Source organism: Methylophaga nitratireducenticrescens, assembly GCF_000260985.4.
GTDB classification, from domain to species: domain Bacteria; phylum Pseudomonadota; class Gammaproteobacteria; order Nitrosococcales; family Methylophagaceae; genus Methylophaga; species Methylophaga nitratireducenticrescens.
Map to the genome: position 1 here is coordinate 364,164 of NC_017857.3, position 24,624 is coordinate 388,787.

General features: G+C 46.6%; 29 protein-coding genes and 1 pseudogene. 18 read left to right on the plus strand and 12 right to left on the minus strand.

Annotated elements, in window-relative coordinates; all coding sequences use genetic code 11:
• The first annotated feature begins 238 nt into the window (after positions 1–238).
• From Q7A_RS01690 to Q7A_RS01700, 3 genes are read left to right on the plus strand one after another with little or no spacing between them, the layout of a single operon-like run.
• On the plus strand, positions 239–877 hold the full coding sequence (locus Q7A_RS01690) for a TetR/AcrR family transcriptional regulator (protein WP_014705591.1): 639 nt from the start codon (positions 239–241) through the stop codon (positions 875–877).
• Between the two features lie 32 nt (positions 878–909).
• Positions 910–1,917, plus strand: coding sequence for an Lnb N-terminal periplasmic domain-containing protein (locus Q7A_RS01695; RefSeq protein WP_238595933.1), 1,008 nt, complete (start codon positions 910–912; stop codon positions 1,915–1,917).
• 32 nt (positions 1,918–1,949) lie between these two features.
• The gene (locus Q7A_RS01700; protein ID WP_238595934.1) at positions 1,950–3,863 is read left to right on the plus strand and encodes an esterase/lipase family protein; all 1,914 of its coding nucleotides are present in this window, start codon (positions 1,950–1,952) and stop codon (positions 3,861–3,863) included.
• 24 nt (positions 3,864–3,887) lie between these two features.
• Here the strand turns inward: Q7A_RS01700 and Q7A_RS15455 are convergent.
• A pseudogene (locus tag Q7A_RS15455) lies at positions 3,888–4,266 on the minus strand (IS30 family transposase); the annotation flags it as partial.
• Between the two features lie 703 nt (positions 4,267–4,969).
• Here Q7A_RS15455 and Q7A_RS01715 point away from each other — a divergent pair.
• The gene (locus tag Q7A_RS01715; RefSeq protein WP_014705597.1) at positions 4,970–5,719 is read left to right on the plus strand and encodes a hypothetical protein; all 750 of its coding nucleotides are present in this window, start codon (positions 4,970–4,972) and stop codon (positions 5,717–5,719) included.
• A 176-nt stretch (positions 5,720–5,895) separates the two neighbouring features.
• Here Q7A_RS01715 and tpiA read toward each other — a convergent pair whose 3' ends face one another.
• From tpiA to Q7A_RS01735, 4 genes are all read right to left on the minus strand, one after another.
• A complete protein-coding gene (gene tpiA, locus Q7A_RS01720; RefSeq protein ID WP_014705598.1) occupies positions 5,896–6,744 on the minus strand; it encodes a triose-phosphate isomerase in 849 nt (282 codons plus the stop codon).
• A gap of 44 nt (positions 6,745–6,788) precedes the next feature.
• Positions 6,789–7,793, minus strand: a complete 1,005-nt coding sequence (locus tag Q7A_RS01725) for a class 1 fructose-bisphosphatase (RefSeq protein ID WP_014705599.1) — start codon at positions 7,791–7,793, stop codon at positions 6,789–6,791.
• An 80-nt stretch (positions 7,794–7,873) separates the two neighbouring features.
• Positions 7,874–8,944 (minus strand): class II fructose-bisphosphate aldolase, encoded by a 1,071-nt coding sequence (gene fba, locus Q7A_RS01730; RefSeq protein ID WP_041354228.1) that lies wholly within the window; start codon positions 8,942–8,944, stop codon positions 7,874–7,876.
• Between the two features lie 506 nt (positions 8,945–9,450).
• Positions 9,451–9,972, minus strand: coding sequence for an ankyrin repeat domain-containing protein (locus Q7A_RS01735; RefSeq protein ID WP_014705601.1), 522 nt, complete (start codon positions 9,970–9,972; stop codon positions 9,451–9,453).
• Between the two features lie 175 nt (positions 9,973–10,147).
• Between Q7A_RS01735 and Q7A_RS01740 the strand changes: the two genes are divergently transcribed.
• A complete protein-coding gene (locus Q7A_RS01740; protein ID WP_014705602.1) occupies positions 10,148–10,321 on the plus strand; it encodes a YqaE/Pmp3 family membrane protein in 174 nt (57 codons plus the stop codon).
• A 93-nt stretch (positions 10,322–10,414) separates the two neighbouring features.
• Here the strand turns inward: Q7A_RS01740 and Q7A_RS01745 are convergent, their stop codons facing one another.
• Entirely contained in the window at positions 10,415–10,555 is a 141-nt protein-coding gene (locus Q7A_RS01745; RefSeq protein ID WP_014705603.1) for an entericidin A/B family lipoprotein, read from the minus strand.
• Between the two features lie 535 nt (positions 10,556–11,090).
• Here Q7A_RS01745 and Q7A_RS01750 point away from each other — a divergent pair.
• Genes Q7A_RS01750 through Q7A_RS01760 form a run of 3 tightly spaced genes read left to right on the plus strand, consistent with a single transcriptional unit; the run spans position 11,091 to position 13,399 of the window.
• Positions 11,091–11,471 carry a FecR domain-containing protein gene (locus Q7A_RS01750; RefSeq protein WP_169712021.1) on the plus strand — a complete coding sequence of 127 codons (381 nt, stop codon included), beginning with the start codon at positions 11,091–11,093 and terminating at the stop codon, positions 11,469–11,471.
• Positions 11,468–12,037: an OmpA family protein gene (locus tag Q7A_RS01755; RefSeq protein WP_014705606.1), complete on the plus strand. Its 570-nt coding sequence runs from the start codon at positions 11,468–11,470 to the stop codon at positions 12,035–12,037. Before Q7A_RS01750 ends, Q7A_RS01755 begins: the two co-directional genes overlap by 4 nt.
• 15 nt (positions 12,038–12,052) lie before the next feature.
• Positions 12,053–13,399, plus strand: a complete 1,347-nt coding sequence (locus tag Q7A_RS01760) for a TolC family outer membrane protein (protein ID WP_014705607.1) — start codon at positions 12,053–12,055, stop codon at positions 13,397–13,399.
• A 127-nt stretch (positions 13,400–13,526) separates the two neighbouring features.
• Here the strand turns inward: Q7A_RS01760 and Q7A_RS15460 are convergent, their stop codons facing one another.
• The 4 genes from Q7A_RS15460 to Q7A_RS15475 all read right to left on the minus strand — a co-directional run bounded on the left by Q7A_RS15460 (position 13,527) and on the right by Q7A_RS15475 (position 15,592).
• Positions 13,527–14,231 (minus strand): molybdopterin dinucleotide binding domain-containing protein, encoded by a 705-nt coding sequence (locus Q7A_RS15460; protein ID WP_238595935.1) that lies wholly within the window; start codon positions 14,229–14,231, stop codon positions 13,527–13,529.
• Between the two features lie 25 nt (positions 14,232–14,256).
• Entirely contained in the window at positions 14,257–14,679 is a 423-nt protein-coding gene (locus Q7A_RS15465) for a molybdopterin-dependent oxidoreductase (RefSeq protein WP_238595936.1), read from the minus strand.
• A 115-nt stretch (positions 14,680–14,794) separates the two neighbouring features.
• Entirely contained in the window at positions 14,795–15,112 is a 318-nt protein-coding gene (locus tag Q7A_RS15470; RefSeq protein WP_238595937.1) for a molybdopterin-dependent oxidoreductase, read from the minus strand.
• Positions 15,113–15,178: 66 nt separating this feature from the next.
• Positions 15,179–15,592, minus strand: a complete 414-nt coding sequence (locus Q7A_RS15475) for a molybdopterin-dependent oxidoreductase (protein ID WP_238595938.1) — start codon at positions 15,590–15,592, stop codon at positions 15,179–15,181.
• Between the two features lie 369 nt (positions 15,593–15,961).
• Here Q7A_RS15475 and tpx point away from each other — a divergent pair, with 369 nt between their 5' ends.
• The 6 genes from tpx to Q7A_RS01795 all read left to right on the plus strand — a co-directional run bounded on the left by tpx (position 15,962) and on the right by Q7A_RS01795 (position 21,800).
• Positions 15,962–16,456 (plus strand): thiol peroxidase, encoded by a 495-nt coding sequence (gene tpx, locus Q7A_RS01770; protein ID WP_014705608.1) that lies wholly within the window; start codon positions 15,962–15,964, stop codon positions 16,454–16,456.
• Positions 16,457–16,624: 168 nt separating this feature from the next.
• Positions 16,625–17,272, plus strand: a complete 648-nt coding sequence (locus Q7A_RS01775; protein ID WP_014705609.1) for a hypothetical protein — start codon at positions 16,625–16,627, stop codon at positions 17,270–17,272.
• A gap of 123 nt (positions 17,273–17,395) precedes the next feature.
• Positions 17,396–17,860, plus strand: a complete 465-nt coding sequence (locus Q7A_RS01780; protein WP_014705610.1) for a (2Fe-2S)-binding protein — start codon at positions 17,396–17,398, stop codon at positions 17,858–17,860.
• A complete protein-coding gene (locus Q7A_RS01785) occupies positions 17,857–20,175 on the plus strand; it encodes a xanthine dehydrogenase family protein molybdopterin-binding subunit (protein ID WP_014705611.1) in 2,319 nt (772 codons plus the stop codon). Before Q7A_RS01780 ends, Q7A_RS01785 begins: the two co-directional genes overlap by 4 nt.
• Before the next feature lie 2 nt (positions 20,176–20,177).
• Positions 20,178–21,173 (plus strand): XdhC family protein, encoded by a 996-nt coding sequence (locus tag Q7A_RS01790; RefSeq protein ID WP_014705612.1) that lies wholly within the window; start codon positions 20,178–20,180, stop codon positions 21,171–21,173.
• A 12-nt stretch (positions 21,174–21,185) separates the two neighbouring features.
• The gene (locus Q7A_RS01795) at positions 21,186–21,800 is read left to right on the plus strand and encodes a nucleotidyltransferase family protein (protein WP_014705613.1); all 615 of its coding nucleotides are present in this window, start codon (positions 21,186–21,188) and stop codon (positions 21,798–21,800) included.
• On the opposite strand, the gene Q7A_RS01800 is transcribed toward Q7A_RS01795, so the two are convergent.
• Positions 21,797–22,528, minus strand: a complete 732-nt coding sequence (locus tag Q7A_RS01800) for a Crp/Fnr family transcriptional regulator (protein WP_202971545.1) — start codon at positions 22,526–22,528, stop codon at positions 21,797–21,799. The two genes, Q7A_RS01795 and Q7A_RS01800, sit on opposite strands and share 4 nt — an antisense overlap.
• 278 nt (positions 22,529–22,806) lie before the next feature.
• A complete protein-coding gene (locus Q7A_RS01805; protein ID WP_014705614.1) occupies positions 22,807–22,971 on the minus strand; it encodes a DUF1328 domain-containing protein in 165 nt (54 codons plus the stop codon).
• 193 nt (positions 22,972–23,164) lie between these two features.
• Between Q7A_RS01805 and Q7A_RS01810 the strand changes: the two genes are divergently transcribed.
• The 4 genes from Q7A_RS01810 (at position 23,165) to Q7A_RS01825 (ending at position 24,611) form a co-directional block, all read left to right on the plus strand.
• Positions 23,165–23,350 carry a hypothetical protein gene (locus Q7A_RS01810; protein ID WP_014705615.1) on the plus strand — a complete coding sequence of 62 codons (186 nt, stop codon included), beginning with the start codon at positions 23,165–23,167 and terminating at the stop codon, positions 23,348–23,350.
• Between the two features lie 81 nt (positions 23,351–23,431).
• Positions 23,432–23,704: a DUF883 family protein gene (locus Q7A_RS01815; protein WP_014705616.1), complete on the plus strand. Its 273-nt coding sequence runs from the start codon at positions 23,432–23,434 to the stop codon at positions 23,702–23,704.
• Between the two features lie 39 nt (positions 23,705–23,743).
• Positions 23,744–24,178: a phage holin family protein gene (locus Q7A_RS01820; protein WP_014705617.1), complete on the plus strand. Its 435-nt coding sequence runs from the start codon at positions 23,744–23,746 to the stop codon at positions 24,176–24,178.
• 76 nt (positions 24,179–24,254) lie between these two features.
• The gene (locus Q7A_RS01825; RefSeq protein WP_014705618.1) at positions 24,255–24,611 is read left to right on the plus strand and encodes a hypothetical protein; all 357 of its coding nucleotides are present in this window, start codon (positions 24,255–24,257) and stop codon (positions 24,609–24,611) included.
• Positions 24,612–24,624 lie beyond the last annotated feature (13 nt).

A 24,624-nucleotide genomic window follows, 5' to 3' on the forward strand; every position in this document is an offset into this window, starting at 1 on the left:
TTTTTCAGGGTTTCGGGTTCGTATACATCCCTGCAAATCGTACATGCTTCAAAACAAACGACCGGGTGGTTGTTTTTTATTTTACACGGTACAATCCCATAAACGCAACTAGCAGTTCGCCAGGCGCTACATACCCGTAAGTTGGAATTGATTAGCCTGGGCTGATCAGGCTTTCATGGTGGAACCGGTGACCAGCCCATGGCACAATCCAACAGATTTCTGAACAGGGAACTTTTGAATGCCAACCAAGAAAAATAATGACGTACCAGAAAAGCGCCGCTACCTATCCTCTGCGGCCAGGAAAGGGGAAATACTGGACGCGGCCCTGATCGAGTTTGCGGATCGGACATACAACGCCGTGTCGATGGAGCGTCTGGCGGAATGTGCGGGATTGTCCAAGGCAGGCATCTACGCCCACTTCAACAGTAAGGAAGAAATTTTTCACGCCATGCTCGAACGTACGACAAAGCAGATTTGCGATTTCCAGGGCTGGCTCCCGGATGAAGTTCTGACGTTGCCAGAACTGGTAGAAGTCTACCTAGATCGCCTGTATGCGACTTTTAGCTCCCCTGCCACGATGTCGATCTACCGGTTGCTTCTGGCCGAAAGTTCCAGAACGCCAGACTTGGTAAGGAGTTGGCATGAGGAGGTTGCGTGCGGATTACGGGAGCGGGCACAGCTTATTATCCAACGTTACATAGAGCTTGGAGTCATTCGCCCAAGCGTCTTGACCGAGCACTTTTTCCCACTCGCACTCGCTCCCGCACTGCTGTGGCTGAACTCCTTAATGATATCCAGGGGCACCCCTTCCATATCGCTCACGCAAACACGGGATGCGCATCGGCAACTGCTGTTTGAGCTTTTGCAACCTAGATGAGCAGGGAAAGGCAAAAGACCAGATGCCCCCTTATGCGATTGGTGACCGGCTTTGCGGTGCTGATGCTGACTGCGTGGGGGTTACTGGCTCTATGGCATCAGATGCTGCAGCCGGCTTTCCGCATGATCACCCTTGTGCTCTGGGCGGCAGCCGGGTTATCGATGGTGGTGGCGTCGACGGGCCTGCCCAGCCGGAAGTCACGCAATCTCACGGCAATGGCGTTCGCAAGTGCCGTAGCTCTCCTGGCGGTGTGGTGGAACACTCTTAAGCCCTCGCACCACCGTCTATGGGCTGACGATGTCACCCAATTGCTGGAGGCCAGGGTCGACGGCGACTATGTTCAACTGAAAAATGTACGCAACTTCGAATGGCGCAGTGAAACCGACTACACGCCTCGTTGGGAGAGCCGCACGTACGATCTGGCCCGCCTGCGTAGCGCCGACTTGCTACTTTCTTACTGGATGGGGCCGCATATCGCTCACGCACTGGTGTCGTTCGGCTTCGATGATGGTGAGCAGGTAGTGTTCTCACTGGAAATACGCAAGGAGCGCCACGAGTCCTTCTCCGCAGTCGGTGGATTCTTCCGTCAGTTCGAGCAGATCCTGGTAGCCGCCGATGAGGGTGACATTGTGCGTACACGCAGCAATGCGCGAGGCGAGCAGGTGTATCTCTATCGGTTGCAGATGAGTCAGGTGAAAGTCCGCGCATTGTTTCTGGAGTATGTGGATGTGGCCAATGAACTGCGGCGGTCTCCCCGCTTTTACAACACCTTGACCAGTAACTGCACGACCATCGTGTTCGAGCTAGCTCGGCTCATATCGCCAGCGTTGCCGGTAGACTATCGCTTGATGCTGTCGGGATACTTTGCGGAATACGTCTACGACCTGCACGGATTGGTACCTGATTATAGCTACGCAGAACTGCAGGCACTGGGGTACATCAACGAACGCGCCCTTGCTTCCGACACATCGGCGGCCAATTTCTCGACTTCAATTCGGCAGGGTGTGCCTGGCGTGCCGGCCAACGAGGTGTATCCATGAGGTTCCTGCGGCCCTGCTTCCTTGTGGCATGGATGGCCATAGCCCCGCTGTTGCTGGGAGGCTGTTCGATTCTGAGCGAATTCGGCCCAGTGGTGCAAATTCATACGCTGACGGCCGAGGAGGCCATCGAACTCAAGCGCAGCGACATCCTGACACGCGGCAAGCTCAGCGATGCGACGACCCAGACCATCAGGGTGGCGGCCCTAGATGCGCAAGCTTGTGCAAAACCAGTCTCAGCGAATTGCGTTGAAGCCCTAGTCGAGGTGAAGGGGGTGGCCACGGATCGACGCTTGGCTGCGCTGTCCGAACTGTGGCTGGCGCAGGCGCAAGCCATGAAGCCCGGATCCGAGCAGCAAGCCGCCTGGTTTGAAACCATCCGTTACGCCTATGCCTACCTCTTTCTCGGCGACCATACCCCAGGAGAGCGAGCCTTCGAGGATCGCCAGACACAAGTACGGGACTGGTATAACTATGCTGTCGAACGTGCCGCCACCGCGATGTTTGAATTTGGGCAACAAACGGCTACGCAGTTGCCACCGCAGCCCCAACGAAACATCGCAGGTTGGGAATTGCACGTGGATATGCGCAGCGCGCGTTTGCCGGGCAGTACGGCGGTGCCAGCCGAACTTTTGCCAGCCTCGTCGTTGTCTTTCCGCGGACTGCGCAGCCTCTACCGCCGCGACGGTTTTGGAGCCGAGTTGGTGGCAGTCATGCCGGACGAACCCTTGACTACTGCCGCCACTCGGGATGGCCGTCCAGCTGTCAAACGCAATCAGCAGCCTCTACCCTGGAGCGAGATGCCCGCGCCGTCCATGACGGTTCTGTTGCACCCGGATGGAGACGACCTGGACAGCGTGTTGCAAACCCGTACGGTCCGTTTGACGGTGCATGACCCCTATGTGGAGTCGGCCATCATGATGCGCGGTCAGCGCGTACCCCTGGCGGCTAATTTCACCGCCGGTTACGGCGTATGGTTGGCTCGTGCCAAATTCAAACGGCAGTCGCTCCGCAGCCTGCTTGGACGTGAAGGTGGCATTGACCGCCCTCACGTCTACCTGATGCAGCCCTATGATCCGAACAGACGTGTCATCGTCATGCTCCACGGACTGGCCAGCAGCCCGGAAGCCTGGGTGGAACTCGCCAACGAAATCCTGGGAGATGAGTTGCTGCGCCAGCACTACCAGCTCTGGCAGGTCTACTACCCGACCAATATGCCGATCGCATTGAACCACGCAATGATTCGCAGAACGCTAAAGGATACGCTGGCGCATTTCGATCCTTCCGGCCAGTCACCTGCCTCGTCCGACCTCGTACTGGTAGGGCATAGCATGGGCGGTGTCATTGCGCGTTTGATGGTATCGTCAACCGACCAGTCGCTGGTGCAGCTGGCCAGAGACCGCGGACGGCTAACACTGAAGCAGATAGAACGCATAGCTCCGATGTTGAGTTTCGAGCCCTTCCCGCATGTCAGCCGTGCCATCTTCATCGCAGCACCGCACCGGGGCACATCAGTCGCGGGTGGGTGCCTCGGGCGCTGGATGGCGGGATTCATTCACTTTCCCGTTACGGTGCTCGAAGAACTTGCCCACACACTGGTGCCCAATGCGGCGGCCAGTAGCCACCAAAGCCTGGGGTATATCCCCAATAGCGTCGACAACCTCGACGAGAACGATCCTTTCTTGCGCGCGGCTGCGGGCTTTCCCATCTCTACCCAGGTGCGTTATCACTCGATCGTGGCCCAAGCTAATCCCGATGTGGCCCTCGTTGATTCTGATGATGGTCTGGTGCCTTACCGCAGCTCTCACCTGCCTGGCGCGCAGTCCGAGAAAGTCATCATTTCGGGGCACAGCGTGCAACAGAATGCGTCAGCAATACTGGAGATCCAGCGCATTCTGAAAGAGGATATGACCCAACAGAAAGAACCCCTCAACTCAGCGGTGCGCTAGTTGTATGGTACCGGGAGTGCAGATTCAACCTATCAACACAACACACTTTTCTATTACCTGTCTCGGTGTTTCAAATTTAAGTGTTTTCCTCGGGCAGTATTTAGTTGCTCAGCCACTACGTTCAGTGTTTGTTGTGAATGCTGAGCTAAAGATTTCTTTTTTGGGAAATATTGGCGGATAAGGCCATTTTTATTTTCATTCGTGCCTCGCTGCCAGGGACCCTGAGGATCGCAGAAATACACTGCCATACCTGTATTGCTGTAAGTTCAGCGTGTTTAGCTAATTAGACCCCTCGATCTCAGGTCAGTGACTTTTTAAGGTCGACAGAGATCTCTTTAAATTTATCTGTCAGGGCATGGGGCAAGGATGTCGCATCTTTGCCTTTTAATTTAACGAGGATGGTGGAAAGCTTGTATAGAAAAGTGGTGAAGGCTGTACTGATTACATGCACTATTACAGCTGATGAGTTTGTTCTTTCCGTGCTTAGGGAATCCTCAATTCTATTTTCGAGCGCTTGGGGGATTACTCCATGCCGAACACTCGCACTGATAATGGATACTCCCATCCATTCATTGATGTTAAAACTTAAATTGAGAAGGCTTACTTAACGATTTTCGGTTCCGAAAAGTTGCATGATGCTGCTAAAAAACTCCTGGCATAAGAAGATGAGTGGTGTTTTGATGACGGCTACCTGATACTTGAATATCAAATGCCTTGATTTAATCAAAAAGTCTTGTTGAACATTCCTGCGGGAATTTTGCGTGGATGAATTGTGAAAAGTTCTGCATTGTGATGCAAATTAGCAACGGGCATCACGGTTAATAGTTAATAAAAACAATAAGTTAAAATCTACTTCACCAACTCATAATCCCTTGGTCCCAGGTTCGAGTCCTGGTGGGCCCACCAATTAAATCAAAGCCTTAGAGCGCTTTTTAGCTCTAAGGCTTTTTTGTTTTTATTTCATGTAGACAATATATGGAATGTAACTTGTTTTAGCCTCAAGTTTAAGAATAGTACTAAGGCTAAGATTTATTCTATTCGGTAAACATATTTTAATGCATAAGGTTATTATGAATTAATAATTTTTATTCAGGTAAAAAAGTTAAATGACCGTTCCAGAAGCATTAAAGACCGATTTTAAGCGTCTAAAAAGGCATTATGAGCATGTTGAGAAGACATATGATGATGTTTCTTTACTAGATCTCTCACATGCTTTAAGAGTATGGGTAGATATTAAAGATAGGCTAGCAGCTATTTCTGGAAATAAGATACTCTCAAATAGACTATTCAAGAATTACTCCCCCAATAAACAAGTACTTAAAAATTACAAACACACAGAATTTTTTATTACATTTATGCCTGATTATGTAATTACCCATGCGGATAAGGGCAACTTTTTTGCTTCAAGAAAAGACTTTAAATCAGGCTCTACGATAGCATTTAGATTTGCTAAGGACGGTATTGATGGGCCGATGAGAGTATCTGATATTAGCTACAATTATCCTTCTTTACCAAAGGAAACGCCAAACCTAAACCTTTATCCAGTAAAAAAACAACTTAATTTTATTGAATGGCTTGGTGCTGAAGTAATTAGATTAAATTTTAGAAACGGTGATGGAAAATTAGAACTCATAGGTATCTCAAGAAAAATGCTGATAAATAGAGTTGCTAATGCATTCGGTGGTTCACACCCAATAGATAGAAATAGAGAAGATCAAAATAATATGTACGACAAGTTAATAGAGTATTTATTTGACTTTGATTTTGCTGGTTGTCCACTCCCATACTTTATGTTGATGAAAATTGCTCAAGATATGATTGAGTTTTTACCAGCAATAATTACGGATTTAGACTGATATAAATCATGTATCGTACAGTTATTGACAGAACTCCAAGTAAAAGTAGAAAGCTTAACTAACCCTGAAAATTCCTAAGTGTGGGGCCAAGTATTTATTCTTATGTTTCCATTCTCAAACCCATTAAATACCTTAGGCTTAGACTCTTCTCAGGCGAACACACACTCTTTTGCTGACTACCATGGCGGGACATTCACATAGCCAGGCTGGCAAGTGTAGGATTGAGTCGCGCCAAAACAGATTTGGATAAACTCCTCGGCGTCGAGTGAGGCACCACCAATAAGGCCGCCGTCAACATCTGCTTGGCAGAAGATTGCAGCAGCATTATGGGCTTTGACGCTACCACCATAAATAATTCGAACAGATTCACTGCTGGCCTGGTCATGTTTGGCAATTCGCTGGCGCATAAAGCTGTGTACACTTTGAGCCCATTCCGGGGTGGCGGATTTGCCGGAGCCGATAGCCCAGACAGGTTCATAGGCCAACACTACATTGGCTAATGCTTTTGGCCCTTTATGAGCAATTAGAATATCCAGTAAGCGAGCAATCACTTCCTCAGTTTTCCCTGACTCATAGTCGTCTTCGGTTTCGCCAATACAGATAATGGGAGTGAGGTCATTGTTGATTGCCTGGGCATATTTTTCAGCGACGATCTGATCTAAAACGTATTGATCGAGTTCCAGCTTTTCATACAGGCAACGACGTTCTGAGTGGCCAATTAACACGTAGTGACAGCCAAAGCCTTTTATCATCGAAGCAGAAATTTCACCGGTATAAGGCCCTTCATCGTAGGCTGAGACATTTTGGGTGCCCCATTGAAGTCTGGAACCGGACAGTACTTCCTGTGCTTCTCTGAGATACACCGATGGTGGAAACAGAGCGATATCTATTGGGAGAGCGTTCTCACTACTGGAAAGAATACTGTCCAGCATATGGGCGCTGTGTAAAATATTCTGGAGTAATGTTCGTGGGCTTTCAGTTGGATTGTTCATTTTCCAATTTCCGGCCACCAATGGTTTACGCATAATTTTTACACCTTAGATAAAACGGTTTTGAACAATGGTTCTGGTTACGTTTGCTGATGGTAATCAACCACCCGTTCAACTTCACTTTTTGAGCCGAGAATGACAGGTACACGTTGATGAATGCCGTCAGGCTGAATATCCAGAATGCGTTGTCGACCCGTTGAGCAAAGACCTCCAGCCTGCTCAATAATAAAGCCGATTGGATTGGCTTCGTACATCAACCGCAATTTGCCGCCTTTGTCTGGCTGACGCTGATCAAGAGGGTAAAGAAAGATTCCGCCACGGGTCAGTATTCGATAAGCCTCAGCAACCATGGAAGCGACCCAGCGCATATTAAAATCCTTACCGCGGGGACCTTGCCTGCCTTGCATGCATTCATCAATGTAACGTTGCACAGGGGCTTCCCAGAAACGCTGGTTGGACATATTGATGGCAAATTCCTGCGAATCTTCGGGAATGGTCATATTGCGATGGGTCAGCACGAACTCCCCGATATCCGGATCCAGCGTAAAGCCATTAACGCCATGCCCGGTAGTGAGAATCATCAAGGTTGAAGGACCATATAAAACAAACCCCGCACAAACCTGCTGGCTGCCTGATTGCAGAAAATCTTCCAGGCTGGCATTACAGCCTTCGCGACCCTTTAATATTGAAAAGATAGTACCCACGGTCAGGTTGATATCAATATTCGATGATCCATCCAACGGGTCAAACAGAGCGAGATATTTTCCCTTGGGGAAGTGCTCGGGTATGACAATCGGCTCATCAATTTCTTCAGAGACCATGCCACTCAGGTGGCCGGTCCACTCCAGCGCATCAACCATGATGTCATTGGTAATAATATCCAACTGTTTTTGAGTTTCACCTTGCACATTTTCACTTTCGGCACTGCCAAGCTGACCCGACATTGCACCGCGACTGACGGCATGAGCAATACGCTTGCAAGCACTGGCAATATCACTCAGTAACATGGTGAAATCGCCAGATGCGTTGGGAATGCTGCGTTGTTGATCAATAATAAATTGGGTCAAGCTGATATGCGGCTTCATGGTTGTTATCCTTAAGAAACGGTTACGCCATTTACTGCCAATGCCAAAGAAAAAAGGCAGAGATTTGTTACGGAGAGAAATCAGATACCTTTGGGGGAGAGTTCTCCGGAGGCATAACGTTTCACCATTTTTTCCAGTGAAATCACTTTGATTTTGCTGGCATGCCCGGCACTACCGAAAGCTTCATAACGGGATTGGCAGATCGCCTGCATTGCCGTGGTAGCGGCTTTATAGAATTTACGTGGGTCAAAATCGCTGGCATGTTCCGGCTGGCCCAGATACTGTCGAATTGCACCAGTGGTAGCCATACGTAAATCGGTATCAATATTGACTTTGCGTACGCCGAATTTAATGCCGGAGACTATCTCGTCAACCGGCACACCATAGGTTTGAGCAATATCACCACCGTAATTGTTAATGGTTTGCAACCAATCCTGTGGTACCGAACTGGAGCCATGCATTACAAAATGGGTATTTGGCAGACGTTGTTGCAGCTTTTGCAGATGACTGATGGCTAACACATCAGCAGTCGGTGGCTTGCTGAATTTATAGGCACCATGGCTGGTACCAATAGCTACTGCAAGCGCGTCTACGTGGGTCTGTCTGATAAATTCAACGGCTTCATCAGGATCAGTTAATAACTGACTGTGATCCAGTTTGTCATCAGAGCCATGGCCATCTTCTTCACCCATCATGCCGGTTTCCAGGGATCCCAGACAGCCAAGTTCGCCTTCTACAGAAACACCACAGGCATGAGCCATTTCAACCACTCTACGGGTGACGTCGACGTTATAGTCAAAAGACGAAGGTGTTTTCATATCACTCATCAAAGAGCCATCCATCATCACCGAGCTAAAGCCTGATTGAATTGAACGTGCGCAGACAGCAGGTTCTGCTCCATGATCCTGATGCATCACAACAGGCAAATGTGGATATTGTTCTATTGCAGCAAGAATCAGATGGCGAAGAAAGGGTTCACCAGCATAAGAACGTGAACCGGCCGAGCCCTGCAGAATAACAGGACTGTCGACGGCATCAGCTGCCTGCATAATAGCCTGGACCTGTTCCATATTGCTGACATTGAAAGCCGGAATCGCGAACTGGTGTTCAGCAGCATAATCCAGCAGTTGTCGCATTGATATTAACGCCATAAGCCTACCTTTTTATTTTGCAAATCAGAGGTTTTTTGAAGCAGGACTGCCGCTGAAACTGATTTAAGCCAGCATCGACCTTGCTTGAATAAAAACCATAGGCAGTTTAGGCATATTTTTTTGATAAAAAGAAGTTAGATGTTTTTATGATGCGTATAAGAAAAAGTTATGTGTATATGTTAGGGCTTGTTTATCTTTCATCTCCCCCCCCACTGCTGGAGGCTATTTTTGTGTCCGACAAGGCGGAAAGCGCGCAGTGTAGCCATCCTACATAAGTGATTGACAACGCAGGCGGGCGCAAAAATAGTCCCAGCCCTACGGGTTGTGACTGAAAAAGCGCCACTTATGTCCACGGATGGACTGTATGCCGGCGCGCCAGGGAGGTGCGCGCCGGTCTGCGTTGCTCGTCACTTATTTAGAATAACTAAAGGGCGCTCCTCGTGCCTTGATTGACGCTTTTTCAGCTCACAACAGAGGCGGAGATGAAAGATAAACAAGCCCTAGGACTAACGATTGGACAATAGTCGAATACTGTCCTGAGCATTCATTGATTGCGCCAGACTCATTGCTGTCATGCCATCGGCGGACTGTAAATCAGCATTAGCTCCATGAGAGAGTAATAACTCCATGATTGCTGTTTGGTTAAACATAGCCGCAAACATCAGTGGTGTTTTTCCATCAGGAGTGGTGGCATTAACGTCAGCACCATGCTCTATCAGTATTTGAGCGATATCTACATAACCTTTAAAAGCCACTCCCGCCAGCGGTGTTTGGCGGCGTAAATTCGCGAGTTCAGGATCCGCACCATGTTGCAGTAAAAGTCGGGTCATCGCTTCGTGGCCATTATAGGTCGCCAGCATTAATAGACTGTTGCCATTGCTGTCGCGAATATTGGGAGCCAATCCCAGTTCCAGCGGTTTTTCCAGTGCTTCAGTATTACCTTGTCGTGCCAGTTCGAACAGTTGTTGCGCCAGTTCCAGAGTTTCATCATCAAGCGAGGGTTTTTGACTGTCTTGTGGTGTATCCACGAGTTTATCCTTATCGATTATTCTCTGATAAAAATCTGGCAGAGTTGAGTCGACCTGTAGCTAAAAATGTAATTGTCCAGGATTTGATTAAACACAGGTTAATGTGGATGAGTGAAGTGTGTCTATACTGAATGCTCGTGCAATAAATCGACGAACCAAAACAAAGGAAATGAATATGGCTTTTACCGCGACCGATCCAATCAAAATTCTGTTCGCTATTTTACTGCCACCTTTAGGGGTGTTCCTGGAAGTTGGTTTTAAAGGACATTTTTGGTTAAGTATATTGCTGACATTGCTCGGATTCATTCCAGGCATTATTCATGCGTTATATGTGATTTTGAAACATTAAAAATCGCGCTAAAAAAAGCCCTGCGGAACGTTATGTCAGCAGGGCTTGTTTCATTTAACTTAACTAAGTAGGTTCGTTGAAAAGCACGTAACACTAGTAGTTTTTATTTTCTTGTGCAGATTCTTCAACTGCACCACCGGCAGCCTCTACATCTTTGCCTGCGCCTTCAATCGTATTGCAAGCAGCTAGTCCAAAGATAAAAAATAAAGATAAAAATACAGCTGTAATTTTCATGTTAATTCCTTAGAAAAATGAATGTGTAAAAAGAATTAGGGAAACCCAATCTTTAAGGCCAGAGCAAACAAACGTAATTGCAGGTAATTTTTTACCGTCAATTAAATCGCCTACTCTGTTTGGAGCTACATTTTGTTATTGTATTTTTTCTTCACCCAGATGCTATTTATGCCGATAATGTGGTTAACAGTCAATCCAAAAGAAACGATTATTAATTGATGTACAGTTTGTTGGTTTGAAGAAATTGAATTCATAAGCTTTTTTTCTGTTAAATATAGTCATCTCGAAAAAATGTGACAGAATTCACATTGTGTTGGCGGAAGTTTTTGAATAAAACATAGATCTGACCATTGTGTGATTCATGCGATTTAGAGCAATCTCGCCTTTTATAGTGTTTAAAACAAACGTATAACTTCGTTATAACGGCTGTGACCAATGGATGGTTCTGAGAGATATGGTGCCTAAAAAAATAGTTTTAGCTTTATTATCCTTCACTCTGCTTTTTAGCTCGACAGGGTATGCTCAAAGTGTGGGAGTGGTAAAAACACTGCTGGGTGATGTGCAGTTAATTCGTGCCGGTGAATTTGTTAAAGTTGGCTTGGGAGATGAAGTCTTCATTGATGATGCATTACACACCGACAGCAATAGCAGTGTAGGGATTTTGTTTAACGACAACACCCGTATCGGTGCTGGCCCCAACACTCGTTTTTCGATTGACAGTTATCATTTTGATAACCAATCACAACAAGGACAGGCAGATTTATCTATTGTTAATGGAACGCTGGCATTAGTTGGTGGCCAATTGACAGCCAAAAGACTGGATGCAGTAAAAGTCCATACACCAACGACGACGCTGACGGCTTCATGTTCAACATTATCAGTAAAAGTCGAACCACTTACTAAAGAAGCGCCATGATGCTGACACATATATTCCGAATTTTATCTTTTTTGTTACTTTCCGTATTCATCACCGGATGCAGCGGTTACAGCAGTGCTGTCAATTCGTTTGGCCCAGAAACGCCAACTTCCGAAATGCGGCAAGAGGTTGAAGCTCCTTTTGTGCTGGCTGAGGGCGAATCACCGTTTTGTGCTAAGCCGCCTGTAGAAGCAGATCCCGAAATGGAGCCTGCGATGGCCGCTTTACCTGCAGAACCTTATCGCGCCCGTCTGTATTTCATCTTTGATACCAGCACGTTTACTCCAGAATCAGAAGCAGCGGCTCAAAAAGTATTTGATGAAATAAAAACCAGACAAATTGCTGAAGCGATTGTTATCGGACATACTGATACTATGGGTTTTGAACAATATAATATTGGATTGTCAGAACGCCGCGCAGAGAGGGTTCGTCAGGAACTTATACGGCGAGGCATTCCGGAAAATATCATTACAACCAAGGGTATGGGCGAATCGGAGCTGCTAATTGATACTGCCGATGAAGTTGCTGAAGCAAGAAATCGACGTGTTGAAATAGACGTTCGCTGATGGAGTGTTGGATAGATGAACAAAAAAATTAAAGTACTCGCACTAAGCACTACTTTGTTGACGGGTGTAACGGCCTTTTCTCCGACAATTCTGGCGCAGACGCTGGTTCAGGCCGTCGAGCAGACCATTCAAAGCAACCCTGAAGTTCTGGCCGAAGCATACCGCCGATTGAGTGTGGATAAAACGATTGATCAGGCACGCGCTGGTTATGCGCCAAAAGTTGACCTGAATTTGGGATATGGTCGGGAATATACCAAGAATCCTGCTACACGCCCCGACAGCGAGACGCTGACGCGAGGCGAGGCCAGCATTACCGCAAAGCAAATGTTATATGACGGCTTTTATACCAAAAGCGAGGTCGATCGTACCTCCGCCGCTGCCGACTCGGCCGGGTATGCAGTAACGGATATTTCTGAACGTACTAGTTTGCAGGCAATTGAAGCTTATCTTGATGTTCTGCGTCGTCAGGATCTTTTGGAACTGACCCAAACCAACCTGAAATCGCATGAAACAATTTTTTCTCAGATCCAGCAACGAGCGGAGAGCGGGGTAGGCCGTCAGGCCGATGTTGAACAGGCCCAGGCACGTTTATCTCTGGCACAGTCAAATCTTGAATCACAACTTGGCAATATCGAAGATGCCCGAACCAACTTTCAGCGGGTTGTTGGCATCATGCCGGAAGATATCACCAATCCAGGTGATGATTGCTGCGATAACGCTCCTGCCACGCTGGATGATGCGGTAAATATCGCCTACAACCAGCATCCAACCCTACGCAGCGCACTGGCCGATCACGAAGCCTCTCTGGCGCAGGAAAATGCAGCTAAATCTGCGTTTCATCCTCGCATAGATCTGGATTTGGGTGCATCAGCCGACAATAACATTGATGGTTTGTCTGGCCATGATAAAGGCCTTTATGCGATGTTCCGCCTGCAATATAACCTGCTGAATGGCGGCGCAGACATGGCTCGGGTGGAACAAATTGAACATTTGAGTGAACAGCAAAAAGAGCTGATTAATCGGGCAAAGCGGGAAATTAGGCTGAATGTTCGCCTGGCCTGGAATGCACTGGAAAATGCTAATAATCGTTTACCCGGCTTACAGCAACGCGTTGAAGCTGCCGAAAAAACTCGTGAAGCTTATGCATCCCAGTTTCGCGTGGGTCAACGCACCTTAGTTGATTTATTAGATACTGAGAATGAATTGCTTAGTGCAGGCATTGACTATACCGAAGTTTATTATGACCGTATCTACGCCTGTTACTGGTTGATGCAATCAATGGGTAAACTGCTGGAAACCATGGCTATCGAACAACGTGAAGAAGCGATTACAGTAGCCAATCAGGAAGCTGATACAGAATAAATAAAAGCGGATATCCGACTAACTCATGATATCCGCTTCTAGGGTTTATTGATCGTTCATCTCCGTCTGGTTGGACACAAAAATAGTCGCCAGCAGTGGTGGATATGAAAGATAAAAAAGCCTTAGACTATCTAATAGCCTCCACCTGCACCAGATTATCGGTGAAGGTTGGCGCATGCCCCATATCAACAAACTCTGCTGAACTGACACAGTTCACCGTGCCATTATTGCGTTGACGCCAATATCCGAGCGTAGCCACAACAATACCCGGGCTGACATCTTCGGTGCTCTGTGCCTTGGCATCAAAACCGCCCCGGTCATTAAATACTCGAACAGTATCTCCCTGTTGGATCTGTCTTAGATCGGCATTAGCAGCACTGATCATGACAAACTGATCACCTTGTGCTTTGAGCTTGTTGTCTATGTTGGCGTAACAGGAGTTCAAAAAGCCATGACTTTTCGGTGAAATGATATTCAATGGAAAACGCTTAGCCAGTTCCGGATTGGTTTGTGGCATTTCTCTTGAAGCCACATAATCCGGCAGGCTATCCAGCGGTTCACCGGGCTGAAAACCGTCATACATTTGTCTGAATGGGCCGGCAACAAAGTTAGTGGCATCATCAATACGGAAATGACATTTGCCGGTAGCCGTTGGAAAATTACCGGCCTTGTGCGGTGCACGGTTATCTCGGGTTCCAACATTAAGGCGGGCATAACCATGTTCAAACAGATAGGTTAAATCAATGCCTTCACAGGCTGGAGAATCCCAGTCCACATAATTTTCCAGACATTCACTATCGCTCCATTTGAAGTTTTCTTCTTCGTAGCCCATCTTGGCCGCGAGCCGACGAAAGATTTCATTGTAGGTGAAGATGGCTCCATGACAACACCATATCTGCCATTTCTGCGCCCATCGAAGCAGGCAAAACGATATCAGCAAAAGACGCAGTATCCGACAGAAAGTGTTCGGCCGACACCAGAAATAAGTCTTCTCGCATCAAGCCCGTGATGATTTTGTCCGTTTCAGCTGCTTGGGTGACAGGGTTGGCATTCCAGCACATCATCGATTTGATTGGAATATCCAGGTTCATCTCATTGGTCAAGGCGCGACCTATCTGGATGGCGTTGATCACCCGAGTACCTTGCGGGATTAAATCCGGTCGGCAGATAACATCAAATTTATAAGGATGTTCCCAGACCGGGAATTGTAAAGCACCACCGCCAACATGCCGCCATGCGCCGACTAATGCGGGTAAGGAGCTGATTGCCCGATCCACCATAATTACGTTCCAAACCAACCCCCAGGCGAATGGCTGCAGGTTGGGTGGTGGCAAATTCGCGTGCAAGCTGGCGAATGTCGTGAGCGCTTACTCCGGTAATTTCTTCTGCCCATTCTTAGGTTCGTTGTTTAGCGCGCTCAGCTAATTCTGCGTACCCAACAGTATAGTTATCGACATAATCTTGATAGACCAATCCTTCTTCAATGATGGTATGCATCATTGCCATGGCCAGAGCTCCATCGGTACCTGGTCTGGGGGAAAGATGCCAGTCAGCTTCTTTGGCTGTTTTGGATTTGTAAGGATCAATGACAATAATTTTAGCGCCGCGTTTCTGGGCATCTTTCACAATATGCCAGTGATGCAGATTGGTGCTGACGGAGTTACAGCCCCAGATGATAATGTACTTGGAATGAATAAAACTTTCGGGATCCACACCGGCCGTTGGACCGACGGTTAACAGCCATGCGGTGCCTGAGCCTTCACCACAAAAAGTCCGTTCTCAAACGGTGGCGCCCATTTTGTTAAAGAAAGCATCGCCACCGTTTAACCCATTTACCAGGCCCTGATTGCCTAGATAGCTATAAGGAATAATGGCTTGCGGGCCATACTCCTCAATAATTGCTTTCCAGCGGTCGGTAATTTCGGTCAGTGCCTCATCCCAGTTGATTTGTTCAAACTGGCCACGGCCTTTAGGATCAACGCGACGCATCGGATGTAAAACGCGCTCGGGATGATAATGACGTTTTTCGTAATCTTTGAGTTTGACGCACAAGCCACCACGCGTCATTGGGTGTTCGGGGTTTCCACGAACAGAAAGTAACTGACCATTTTCGACTTCGTAAACCATCGAACAGGTATCAGGGCAGTCGAGCGGACAGCCGCCGTGATGGATGGTTTTCATTACACTGGCCATGGCTATTTGCCTCCCGAGGTATTATCAACAAGATTTGTTGACTATAAGACTGTCACGGGAAATTTGTCCGCTGATACAGCGTTGTTAAGGCACATGTACTTTATTGTTTATATTGAAGATTAAAACATGATCTATTGCCTTTTTAGCCTGTTGGGTAGAGCGTAACGTTGATTTATTTTGAGAGGTGGGGACAATCGCCCTATCATTTTAAAATGTTTGCTTAAATGTAAAATCAATCCGGTTAACTAAAATTGTGAACAGTAATCGTCTGCGAGTTAGTATGTTTTTATCCAGAGAAGCATGTATTTGACATCCCACAGCTTGGGTGTAGGCTCACTATCTGGTTGATAAAGAATAAGGAGCAATAGCATGGCAACAGTCACTTTGAAAGGAAATCCATTCGAGACCGTGGGGAATCTGCCTAAAGTTGGCGATAAAGCGCCTGATTTTTCAGTAGTAAAAGACGATCTGTCTGATCTGAATTTAACGGATATCAGTGGTCGCATCGTACTGAATATTTTTCCATCCATTGATACTGACACCTGTGCAATGTCAGTTCGTCAATTTAATCAAAAAGCTACGACGCTTGATAACACCACGGTAGTCTGTATCTCAAAAGACCTGCCTTTCGCTTTGGCCCGCTTCTGTGGTGCTGAAGGTCTGCATAAAGTTGAAGTTGGTTCAGCATTCCGTTCAAGTTTTGGTGAAGACTATGGCGTTACGGTTAAAACCGGTCCGTTAAAAGGGCTATTATCCCGTGCAGTCGTCGTCATTGATGAAAACGGCAAAGTTATTTACACCGAGCAAGTTGCCGAAACCGCTGATGAACCTGATTATGATGCTGCGTTAAACGCATTGAATTGATAAAGCTGGAAATCAGATACTAAAATCCCGGTGGCAAACATCGGGATTTTTTTATGTATGCTTAGTCTCTGAGAGATCAACAAGCCCTAGCTTACAAGTTGAATATTTTTAGTGATTGTTCTGTCACAAGGACAAAGACAAAATTAATTCTGATAGTGAACCGGTGCTATGGATAATCTGGATCAACTTTTTGCCTCAGTGGCTGTTATCGCAGAGTTTCATCCAAAACTGAAAGCAATCCGTTTTTGGCAGGACAGTAAAACTCTACAATTCCACTCAACGGTTATTTTTTACGACAGAACTCTGGAGCCCCGTGAGGAGCTGGAGGCCGATATCGCCAATATTGCGACGCAACTGTCATTGGCCGCGTTACCGGATTATCATGCATTTTGTGTGGATCTGGAGCATTTGTTTGATGGCGCGCAGCCTTCTGGACCCATAGCACAACTGACGGAAGTGGATTGGCGCACGTTTCGTAAGATTTCTTCTTATGCTCAGTATTGGAAACAGCGAAGTCCACGTGAAGTTAACAAGTTGATCACTTTTGTTATGGCCGTTCCGGTATTCAGTCGTCTGGCCGGACAGTTGATTGTGCAAAGCCATAGTGTCACTGAGGGTCAGATTTTTGATCAGATTACCCAGCAGCAAGGCTCCTTTGTAATAGGAGGTAAACGCTTTCGTGAATTGTTCCGTCAGGAAATTGATACCGCTTATAACGAAGCGAAGCTTTTGGTCTCGATATTTCGGGGCACCAAAACCGATGAAGCATCACGAATTGTGAATGGCATGTTGGAATCGATGGTGACTAAATCTTAGCGAGTCCGACAGCTTTTAAATGCAACTTTACGATAATTTCGTATCGTTAATCTAACCATAATATGCAGCTGATAACGTTGTCAACAGCCGGTTACGCTTTAAATTTACTACAGGAAAGCCCTCATGAAATTATCAGTCAATGGCGAGAGCCATGAAGTTAATTTGCCTGAAGATATGCCCATTCTTTGGACTTTACGCGATGTGCTGGGCATGACCGGCACTAAATTTGGTTGTGGCAAGGCGCTCTGTGGTGCGTGCACGGTAATGCTCGATGGCCAGCCAATTCGTTCCTGTTCAACCCCGATAAGTGCAGCACAAGGCAAACAAATCACTACCGTGGAAGCAGTCAGTAAAGATAAAGTTGGCCAGGTAATTCAGCAGGCATGGGTAGAGCTGGGTGTGCCGCAATGTGGTTACTGTCAGTCTGGTCAAGTAGTCTCTGCTACTGCTTTATTGCGTGATAACCCGAACCCCAGTGATGCCGATATTGATAATGCGATGAGTGGCAATATTTGTCGATGTGGCACGTATAATCGAATACGAGATGCGATTAAATTGGCCGCCACCAATAACGGAGGCGTCCAATGAACTCGCAACTCAAAAAAGAAAGTCTGCAAACTGAAATCACTAATATTAGTCGCCGTAATCTGCTAAAAGGCTTTGCCTTAACGGGATTTGTATTAGCCGTGGGCATGCCCTTTACTGGTTTTGCCGAAGATGAAGAAGCGCCAAAATATGGACGAGATGCCATGCCTCATGGCTGGGTTGATAATCCATTGGTATTTGTTGCGATAGCAGAAGATGGCAGCGTAACGATTGTCAGCCATCGCTCAGAAATGGGGCAGGGAGTGCGAACCAGCTTACCGATGGTCGTGGCTGATGAGCTTGAAGCGGACTGGGATAGAGTTAAAGTTATCCAGGCCCCCGGTGATGAAGAACGTTATGGAAATCAGGATACTGATGGTTCGCGCAGTGTAAGACACTTTTTTATGCCGATGCGAAATGTCGGTGCAGCGGCCAGAATGATGCTGGAGGCGGCCGCTGCGGCACATTGGGGTGTGAGTGTAGATGAGGTTTTCGCTGAAAATCATCAAATCAAACACCGGGCTTCCGGCAAAATGTTGGGTTATGGTGAATTGGCAAAAGCTGCTGCAGCGCTGGATGTTCCAGAGCGCGAAACATTGCGCTTAAAAACCCCGGATCAGTTCCGTTATATCGGTAAGCAATCCACCAAGCTGATTGATGGTGAAGATATTGTTACCGGTAAAGCTATCTACGGAATTGATGTGCAAGTTGATGGAATGGTTCACGCGGTGATTGCCCGTCCACCGGTCTATGGTGGCAAAGTGAAGTCATTTGATGACAGTGAAGCCTTGAAAGTCCCCGGTGTGATTAAAGTCGTGACCTTGAAAGGCAGTCCACCACCTGCGGTATTTAATCCGTTAGGTGGTGTGGCCGTGGTTGCTGAAAATACCTGGGCGGCCATGCAAGGCCGTGAAAAGCTGAAAATCGAGTGGGATCATGGCGAAAATGCTAGTTATAACACCGAGGAATATCGTCAACAAATGCTCAAAGACGCTTCAACCTCTGGCGGCAAAGTCCTCCGCAGCAGTGGTGATTTTGCTAAAGCGTTAGAAACTGCAGATAAAACCTACAAAGCAGATTATTACATACCACATCTGTCTCAGGCGCCGATGGAGCCACCCGTTGCTACAGCCCGAATTCAGGATGGAAAATGTGAAGTCTGGGCACCCACCCAGGCCCCGCAAGCCAGTAAAGACACCGTTGCCAAATGGCTGGAAATGTCACCTGAGGATGTCACCATTCATGTCACCTTATTGGGTGGTGGCTTTGGCCGTAAATCAAAGCCTGACTATTTAGTCGAAGCCGCATTACTTTCCAAGGCAATGGAGGGACGTGCTGTGCAGGTCACCTGGTCTCGTGAAGACGATATACACAATGGCTATCTACACACAGTTTCAATAGAACATCTTGAAGCCGCGGTGAATGCTGATGGTAAAACCACGGCATGGTTACACCGCACCGTAGCACCGTCGATATCATCAACCTTTGATGCTTCTTCAGTACATCAAATGCCGATTGAGCTGGGCATGGGGGTAATGAATATCCCGTTTGCCATCGACAACGTGCAAATAGAAAACCCGGAAGCCAAGGCCCATACCCGGATTGGCTGGTTCCGTTCGGTGGCCAATATTCCACGGGCGTTTGCGATCCAGTCCTTTATTGCTGAAATGGCCCATGATTTGGACCGTGATCACAAAGCATTTTTATTGGAACTGATTGGTCCGGCACGGAAAATTAATCCGGTAGAACTGAACGATGAATGGAACTATGGGGAATCGCCGGAAAAATATCCTTTAGATACAGGCAGATTACGCCGGGTAGTCGAAGCCGTTTGTGAAAAAGCCAACTGGGGACGCGACTTGCCGGCTGGGCGAGGACTAGGGCTGGCAACACATTACAGTTTTGTCAGCTTTACCGCTGCTATTGTAGAGGTGGAGGTGTCAAAAGATGGTGAGTTAACTATTCCGAGAATGGATATTGCTGTGGATTGTGGGCCTCAGGTAAATCCAGAGCGAATACGCTCACAGATGGAAGGGGCCTGCATCATGGGTGTTAGTCTGGCCACCGTTGGTGAAATCAGTTTTAAAGACGGTGCGGTAGAGCAGGATAATTTTGATAGTTATCAAGTGACTCGAATGAATGAATCGCCTCGCGAAATTCATGTGCATTTACTGCCCGCAGATGATTTCAATACGCCATTAGGCGGTGTGGGCGAACCGGGCCTGCCTCCAATTGCACCGGCAATATGCAATGCTATTTTTGCTGCGACCGGTAAGCGGATCCGTAATTTACCTATTCGCTATCAACTGGAAAGCTGATTATGGACAGTGTTGACCTTTCAGTCTTTAAAACATTGCAGAAATGGCTGGAAGCCGATTTGATGGTATGGCTGGTGACGGTGGTGAAAACCTTCGGATCCAGCCCACGTCAACCGGGTGCCATGCTGGTGTTACGCAGTGATGGTGTGTTGGTCGGATCGGTTTCCGGAGGCTGTATTGAAGATGATCTGGCCAGTAAATCTGTGTCCGGCGAACTGCCAACAGAGCAGGCCAAATTAATGGTGTATGGCGTGACCCGGGATGAAGCTCAACGCTTTAATCTGCCTTGTGGCGGGTCATTGGAGCTGGTGGTCGAGCCCGTTAAAACTAACATATGGGTAGCTGAAATTCTCAATGCAATAAATGGCCATCGATTAATAAAACGTGAATTAAACCTTTCTTCACTACAATCGCATTGCAGCGATGCCAAAGTTACTGATACTGCAGTGCAAATCACAGATCAGCACCTATCTGTAGTCTATGGACCAAGGTGGCGATTATTGATTATCGGTGCAGGCCAGACATCGGCTTATCTGGCGGAGATGGCGCAGTCGCTGGATTATCAGGTGTCAATTTGTGAACCGCGTGATGCAATGCGGGAAAGCTGGGACGTGGATGGAGTAGAGCTGCTCAACCTGATGCCGGATGATGCAGTGCTGGCCATGCAACCGGATGCACATACCGCCATTGTGGCATTAACCCATGATCCCAAACTGGATGATATGGCGTTATTGGAAGCGCTCAAGTCAGCTGCTTTTTATGTCGGTGCATTGGGCAGTAAAAGCAATAATGCCAATCGTCGGAAACGTTTGGCGATGTTTGATTTATCGACTTCGGAAATTGAGCGATTGCATGGACCCGTAGGTTTACCGATTGGCAGCAGAACGCCGCCTGAAATTGCTATCGCCATATTGGCTGAGCTAATTCAGCTAAGACGATCAGCAGTGGCTAGTAGTAAGCCAAGCCAGGTTGCAGAAATTCAATCCGTTTGTAATTAAATGAATCAGCTAATGACTCCCACCGGGATCATTCTGTCCGCTGGACAATCATCACGTTTTGGCGCTGACAAATTATTACATGAGCTAACCATAGCGAACAAAAAGCAACTATTGATTCAGCATACGCTGCAATTGTGGTGTTCGGTGTTTGATGAATTATACATTGTCATCCGGCCGGATAATCCGATGTTAAAAGATGCAATTATTAGCTGGTCGGAGCAACAGTATCAAAAACTTAATCTGATTGAAGCCGAACAGGCAATTTATGGCATGGGCCACAGCCTTAAAGCGGCTATCACCGCTACAGGTGGAGCTGGCGGCTGGGTCATTGGTCTGGCCGATATGCCATTGATTCCTCATGCTGTGTTACAGCAGATCTGTCTGAACCTAAAGCAGGGTGCCGACATTACGGCACCCTATTGTGACGATCAACGTGGTCACCCGGTTGGATTTAAGAGTGTTTATAAAGATGAGTTGATGGCGTTAGAGGGAGATACAGGTGCCAAAAACCTGCTACAGCGAGAAGCGGATAAGATTCACAAAATTAAGACAATTGAAAGGGGGGTATTAGCTGACGTTGATTCCATCGATGATGTGACTGTTATCGAGCGTTTAGGTAAGGTTTAGTCCTGTCTGGCCCAGTTGGAATGACTTTCTAAATAGTTACGATCAAACCCAGAGATATCGATGAGACCTTCCAGATCCAAAATATGAATATCACCATTATTGGAGTCAAGTAAACCCTCATCCCGCAGTACTTTAAAGGTACGACTCACATGGACTGAAGACAGGCTTAAGGTGTCACCAATTAGCGTTTGATTCATGGGTAATTCAAATTTGTCAGCTTCGACATTGAGCCTTACTTTCATTTCCACAATAAAGTGTGCCAGCCGCTCAACGGCGCTGCGTCGGCCAATATTAATGACCCGCTCGATCAGCATGGATTGCTCCCGGGCAAGGATCAAAAAAAAGATATCGGTTAAACGTGGTGCTTGATCAAAAATATCAGTTAGACGCTGCCGGGGAAAAGGACAGGCTTTGACTTGAGTTAATGTTCTGAATTCGGAAAGGTTGTGTTTAAAACCAATCTCTCGCAGTCCAAGGATCTGACCTGGTAGAAAAATATCCAGTACCTGACGTTGTCCATCGGTAAGTGTCCGCATGGCGCAAGCCCAGCCGGACTGAAGCGTAAAAAAACGTTCGGCTTTACCTCCTTCAAAGGCCATAGGCTGATCAGCCTCAAATTCTTGGAGATTTTTTTCCAATCCTTGTAGTAAGCGAATTTCATGTTCGTTGAGATCGGCGAATTTTTGGAACTGATGAACGATACAGCTCTCAGCCAAGAGCAAACTCATAAGCGTTCCTTTATATTCACTAAAAAATGTGATTCGAAAGAAATATACCCCGGAAATATGTGAAGTCAATTTAATAAATTAGCGCTAATCAAAAAAAAGACACCACCCGAAAAACGGGCGGTGCCAAAAGGTAACCATCTAACAATTTGGTAGGCTATGCTTACTAAATAAATTGAATGGCTGGGGTGACTTTATCTCATTTCAATCCTGCGCTATCACCAGGATCAGATTTATACTAAACCTTATAATTTGTATTATTTATTTAAATTTTTTAAAGGTTAAAGCGGTGGTCTACGTCCGGTGATAAAAAATATCAGTGCAAGTACTAAACCCACCACAAATAGAATCCAGGCAATACTGCTTGCAGTTCCTGCAACACCACTTAAGCCTAAAACACCGGCAATAATTGCGATAATCAGAAATGTTAACGCCCAACTAATCATGGTATATCCTTGTAAAAGTTGAAGGGGGCATTCACCATAGAAAGTTTAAGTAAAAAAATCCTTAACACAGGTTAAAGCAAAAAATAAACCCAAAAGTTACCGTGAGAGTACACTTGAAAAAGTATTGAATTTTTCCAATATAAATAAGTGCTTCAACGTTTTGTCTTTTCTTTAAACAACGAGGTAAACGATTATGTTCAAAAATATTAACTCCAACGCCTTCCGCTTTTTATCCAGAATTTTATTAATGACTTTTGTCTTGTCAGGTGCCGGTTTTCTCACAGCATGTGAAGATCAAGGCCCAGTTGAAGAAGCCGGTGAAGCGATAGATGAAAGTGTAGAAGAAACTGGTGACGCTATTGAAGAAGCGACCGATTAATTGATGAAGTAATTAGTCTAACTTTGGTGTCCGATATTGAACGGTTCAAAATCATCAAAATTTATTCAAGGAGATAGTCAAATGGCAACAACTCAAGCGACCAACCAGGAACTCCAGGAACAATTGGATACGTTGCGTAAAGATTTTGCAGAAGTTACTAAAACATTAAGAGAGATGACGTCAGCGTACGCAAAAGAGAGCCAGGATCGTGTCAAAGTGGCAGCTGGACAGGCACAGGATCAAGTTAAAGAGTCATTTGGCAAAGTTCAAAATGAAGTAGAAAGCCATCCATATAGTAGTATGGCTGTTGCTTTTGGTTTAGGTTTGGTTCTAGGCAAAATTCTGGATCGCTAACATCACATCTGATACGGATATTGGTTACTGGAGACATCTATGGGCTGGCGATCAAGAGTACAAATTAATACCGTAGCGCTAGCAGTGGCAACGCTGTTAGGCATATTTGCGCTTGGCTTCGCTGGTTTTGCCGTCTATCTTGCGTTATTGACTCATTACCCACCAAATATTGCTGCCGTCATCACCGCTGGTGGTTATGCTCTTACTGCCATCCTGGTGATGCTGGTAGCAAAATTTGCAGTTTACCGCACAAAACAAGCATCCCCAGGTATCCAGAAGTCCAGTAAACCGGATGTGGATGATTTGGAAAATGTTCTGCAAGCAGTTATTACGCCTGCACTCAGCAAGATTGTACATCAGCATCCTGGCAAATCGGTTTTAGCGACTTTACTTGCCGGGTTGGTTGTCGGTTACAATGAGGACACGCGTAATACGGCGAAAGACGTATTTAAGCGTTTCTTTGAAGAAAAATAAAGCTTTTCTGACCAGCTAATTTGCTGGTCATCAAAAGTTATTAACATTCAGTTCATTGACGTCAGGCAGGTGTGCTGTGGGAAAAAAACTGAATCGTACTGCTGGTAAAGTGCGGATTGAAGCGTTGCAAAACCAGCGTAAGGAACGGATCAGCAAAGCGGGTCTGTTACTTGAAAGGTGGGGACAGCAGGATAGAATGCCGGTAACCGGTGAGCTGGAGCTAAGTGAAGTAGATCCTGAATTTATAGAGGATCAAATGACAGCAGAAGTGCTTAGTTCATTAACGGCTGAAAAAATGCGTATTGTCCGTCAACATTGGTCTGAAGGTCTCTCAGCTGCTGAGATTGCTGAGATGGAAGATCAGCCACGAAATGAAATACGGCAAGTATTGGGGTTTGTTGTTGAACAAATTGCTGATAAAGTTTTGAAATAAGCTGCCGATATAG

Bases quoted from the DNA above. Each gene is read 5' to 3' on its own strand.
- Q7A_RS01690 (WP_014705591.1), top strand. From the start codon at position 239: ATGCCAACCAAGAAAAATAATGACGTACCAGAAAAGCGCCGCTACCTA.
- Q7A_RS01695 (WP_238595933.1), top strand. From the start codon at position 910: ATGCGATTGGTGACCGGCTTTGCGGTGCTGATGCTGACTGCGTGGGGG.
- Q7A_RS01700 (WP_238595934.1), top strand. From the start codon at position 1,950: ATGGCCATAGCCCCGCTGTTGCTGGGAGGCTGTTCGATTCTGAGCGAA.
- Q7A_RS01715 (WP_014705597.1), top strand. From the start codon at position 4,970: ATGACCGTTCCAGAAGCATTAAAGACCGATTTTAAGCGTCTAAAAAGG.
- tpiA (WP_014705598.1), bottom strand. From the start codon at position 6,744: ATGCGTAAACCATTGGTGGCCGGAAATTGGAAAATGAACAATCCAACT.
- Q7A_RS01725 (WP_014705599.1), bottom strand. From the start codon at position 7,793: ATGAAGCCGCATATCAGCTTGACCCAATTTATTATTGATCAACAACGC.
- fba (WP_041354228.1), bottom strand. From the start codon at position 8,944: ATGGCGTTAATATCAATGCGACAACTGCTGGATTATGCTGCTGAACAC.
- Q7A_RS01740 (WP_014705602.1), top strand. From the start codon at position 10,148: ATGGCTTTTACCGCGACCGATCCAATCAAAATTCTGTTCGCTATTTTA.
- Q7A_RS01745 (WP_014705603.1), bottom strand. From the start codon at position 10,555: ATGAAAATTACAGCTGTATTTTTATCTTTATTTTTTATCTTTGGACTA.
- Q7A_RS01755 (WP_014705606.1), top strand. From the start codon at position 11,468: ATGATGCTGACACATATATTCCGAATTTTATCTTTTTTGTTACTTTCC.
- Q7A_RS01760 (WP_014705607.1), top strand. From the start codon at position 12,053: ATGAACAAAAAAATTAAAGTACTCGCACTAAGCACTACTTTGTTGACG.
- Q7A_RS15460 (WP_238595935.1), bottom strand. From the start codon at position 14,231: ATGGGCTACGAAGAAGAAAACTTCAAATGGAGCGATAGTGAATGTCTG.
- Q7A_RS15465 (WP_238595936.1), bottom strand. From the start codon at position 14,679: ATGGTGGATCGGGCAATCAGCTCCTTACCCGCATTAGTCGGCGCATGG.
- Q7A_RS15475 (WP_238595938.1), bottom strand. From the start codon at position 15,592: ATGGCCAGTGTAATGAAAACCATCCATCACGGCGGCTGTCCGCTCGAC.
- tpx (WP_014705608.1), top strand. From the start codon at position 15,962: ATGGCAACAGTCACTTTGAAAGGAAATCCATTCGAGACCGTGGGGAAT.
- Q7A_RS01775 (WP_014705609.1), top strand. From the start codon at position 16,625: ATGGATAATCTGGATCAACTTTTTGCCTCAGTGGCTGTTATCGCAGAG.
- Q7A_RS01780 (WP_014705610.1), top strand. From the start codon at position 17,396: ATGAAATTATCAGTCAATGGCGAGAGCCATGAAGTTAATTTGCCTGAA.
- Q7A_RS01785 (WP_014705611.1), top strand. From the start codon at position 17,857: ATGAACTCGCAACTCAAAAAAGAAAGTCTGCAAACTGAAATCACTAAT.
- Q7A_RS01790 (WP_014705612.1), top strand. From the start codon at position 20,178: ATGGACAGTGTTGACCTTTCAGTCTTTAAAACATTGCAGAAATGGCTG.
- Q7A_RS01795 (WP_014705613.1), top strand. From the start codon at position 21,186: ATGACTCCCACCGGGATCATTCTGTCCGCTGGACAATCATCACGTTTT.
- Q7A_RS01800 (WP_202971545.1), bottom strand. From the start codon at position 22,528: ATGAGTTTGCTCTTGGCTGAGAGCTGTATCGTTCATCAGTTCCAAAAA.
- Q7A_RS01805 (WP_014705614.1), bottom strand. From the start codon at position 22,971: ATGATTAGTTGGGCGTTAACATTTCTGATTATCGCAATTATTGCCGGT.
- Q7A_RS01810 (WP_014705615.1), top strand. From the start codon at position 23,165: ATGTTCAAAAATATTAACTCCAACGCCTTCCGCTTTTTATCCAGAATT.
- Q7A_RS01815 (WP_014705616.1), top strand. From the start codon at position 23,432: ATGGCAACAACTCAAGCGACCAACCAGGAACTCCAGGAACAATTGGAT.
- Q7A_RS01820 (WP_014705617.1), top strand. From the start codon at position 23,744: ATGGGCTGGCGATCAAGAGTACAAATTAATACCGTAGCGCTAGCAGTG.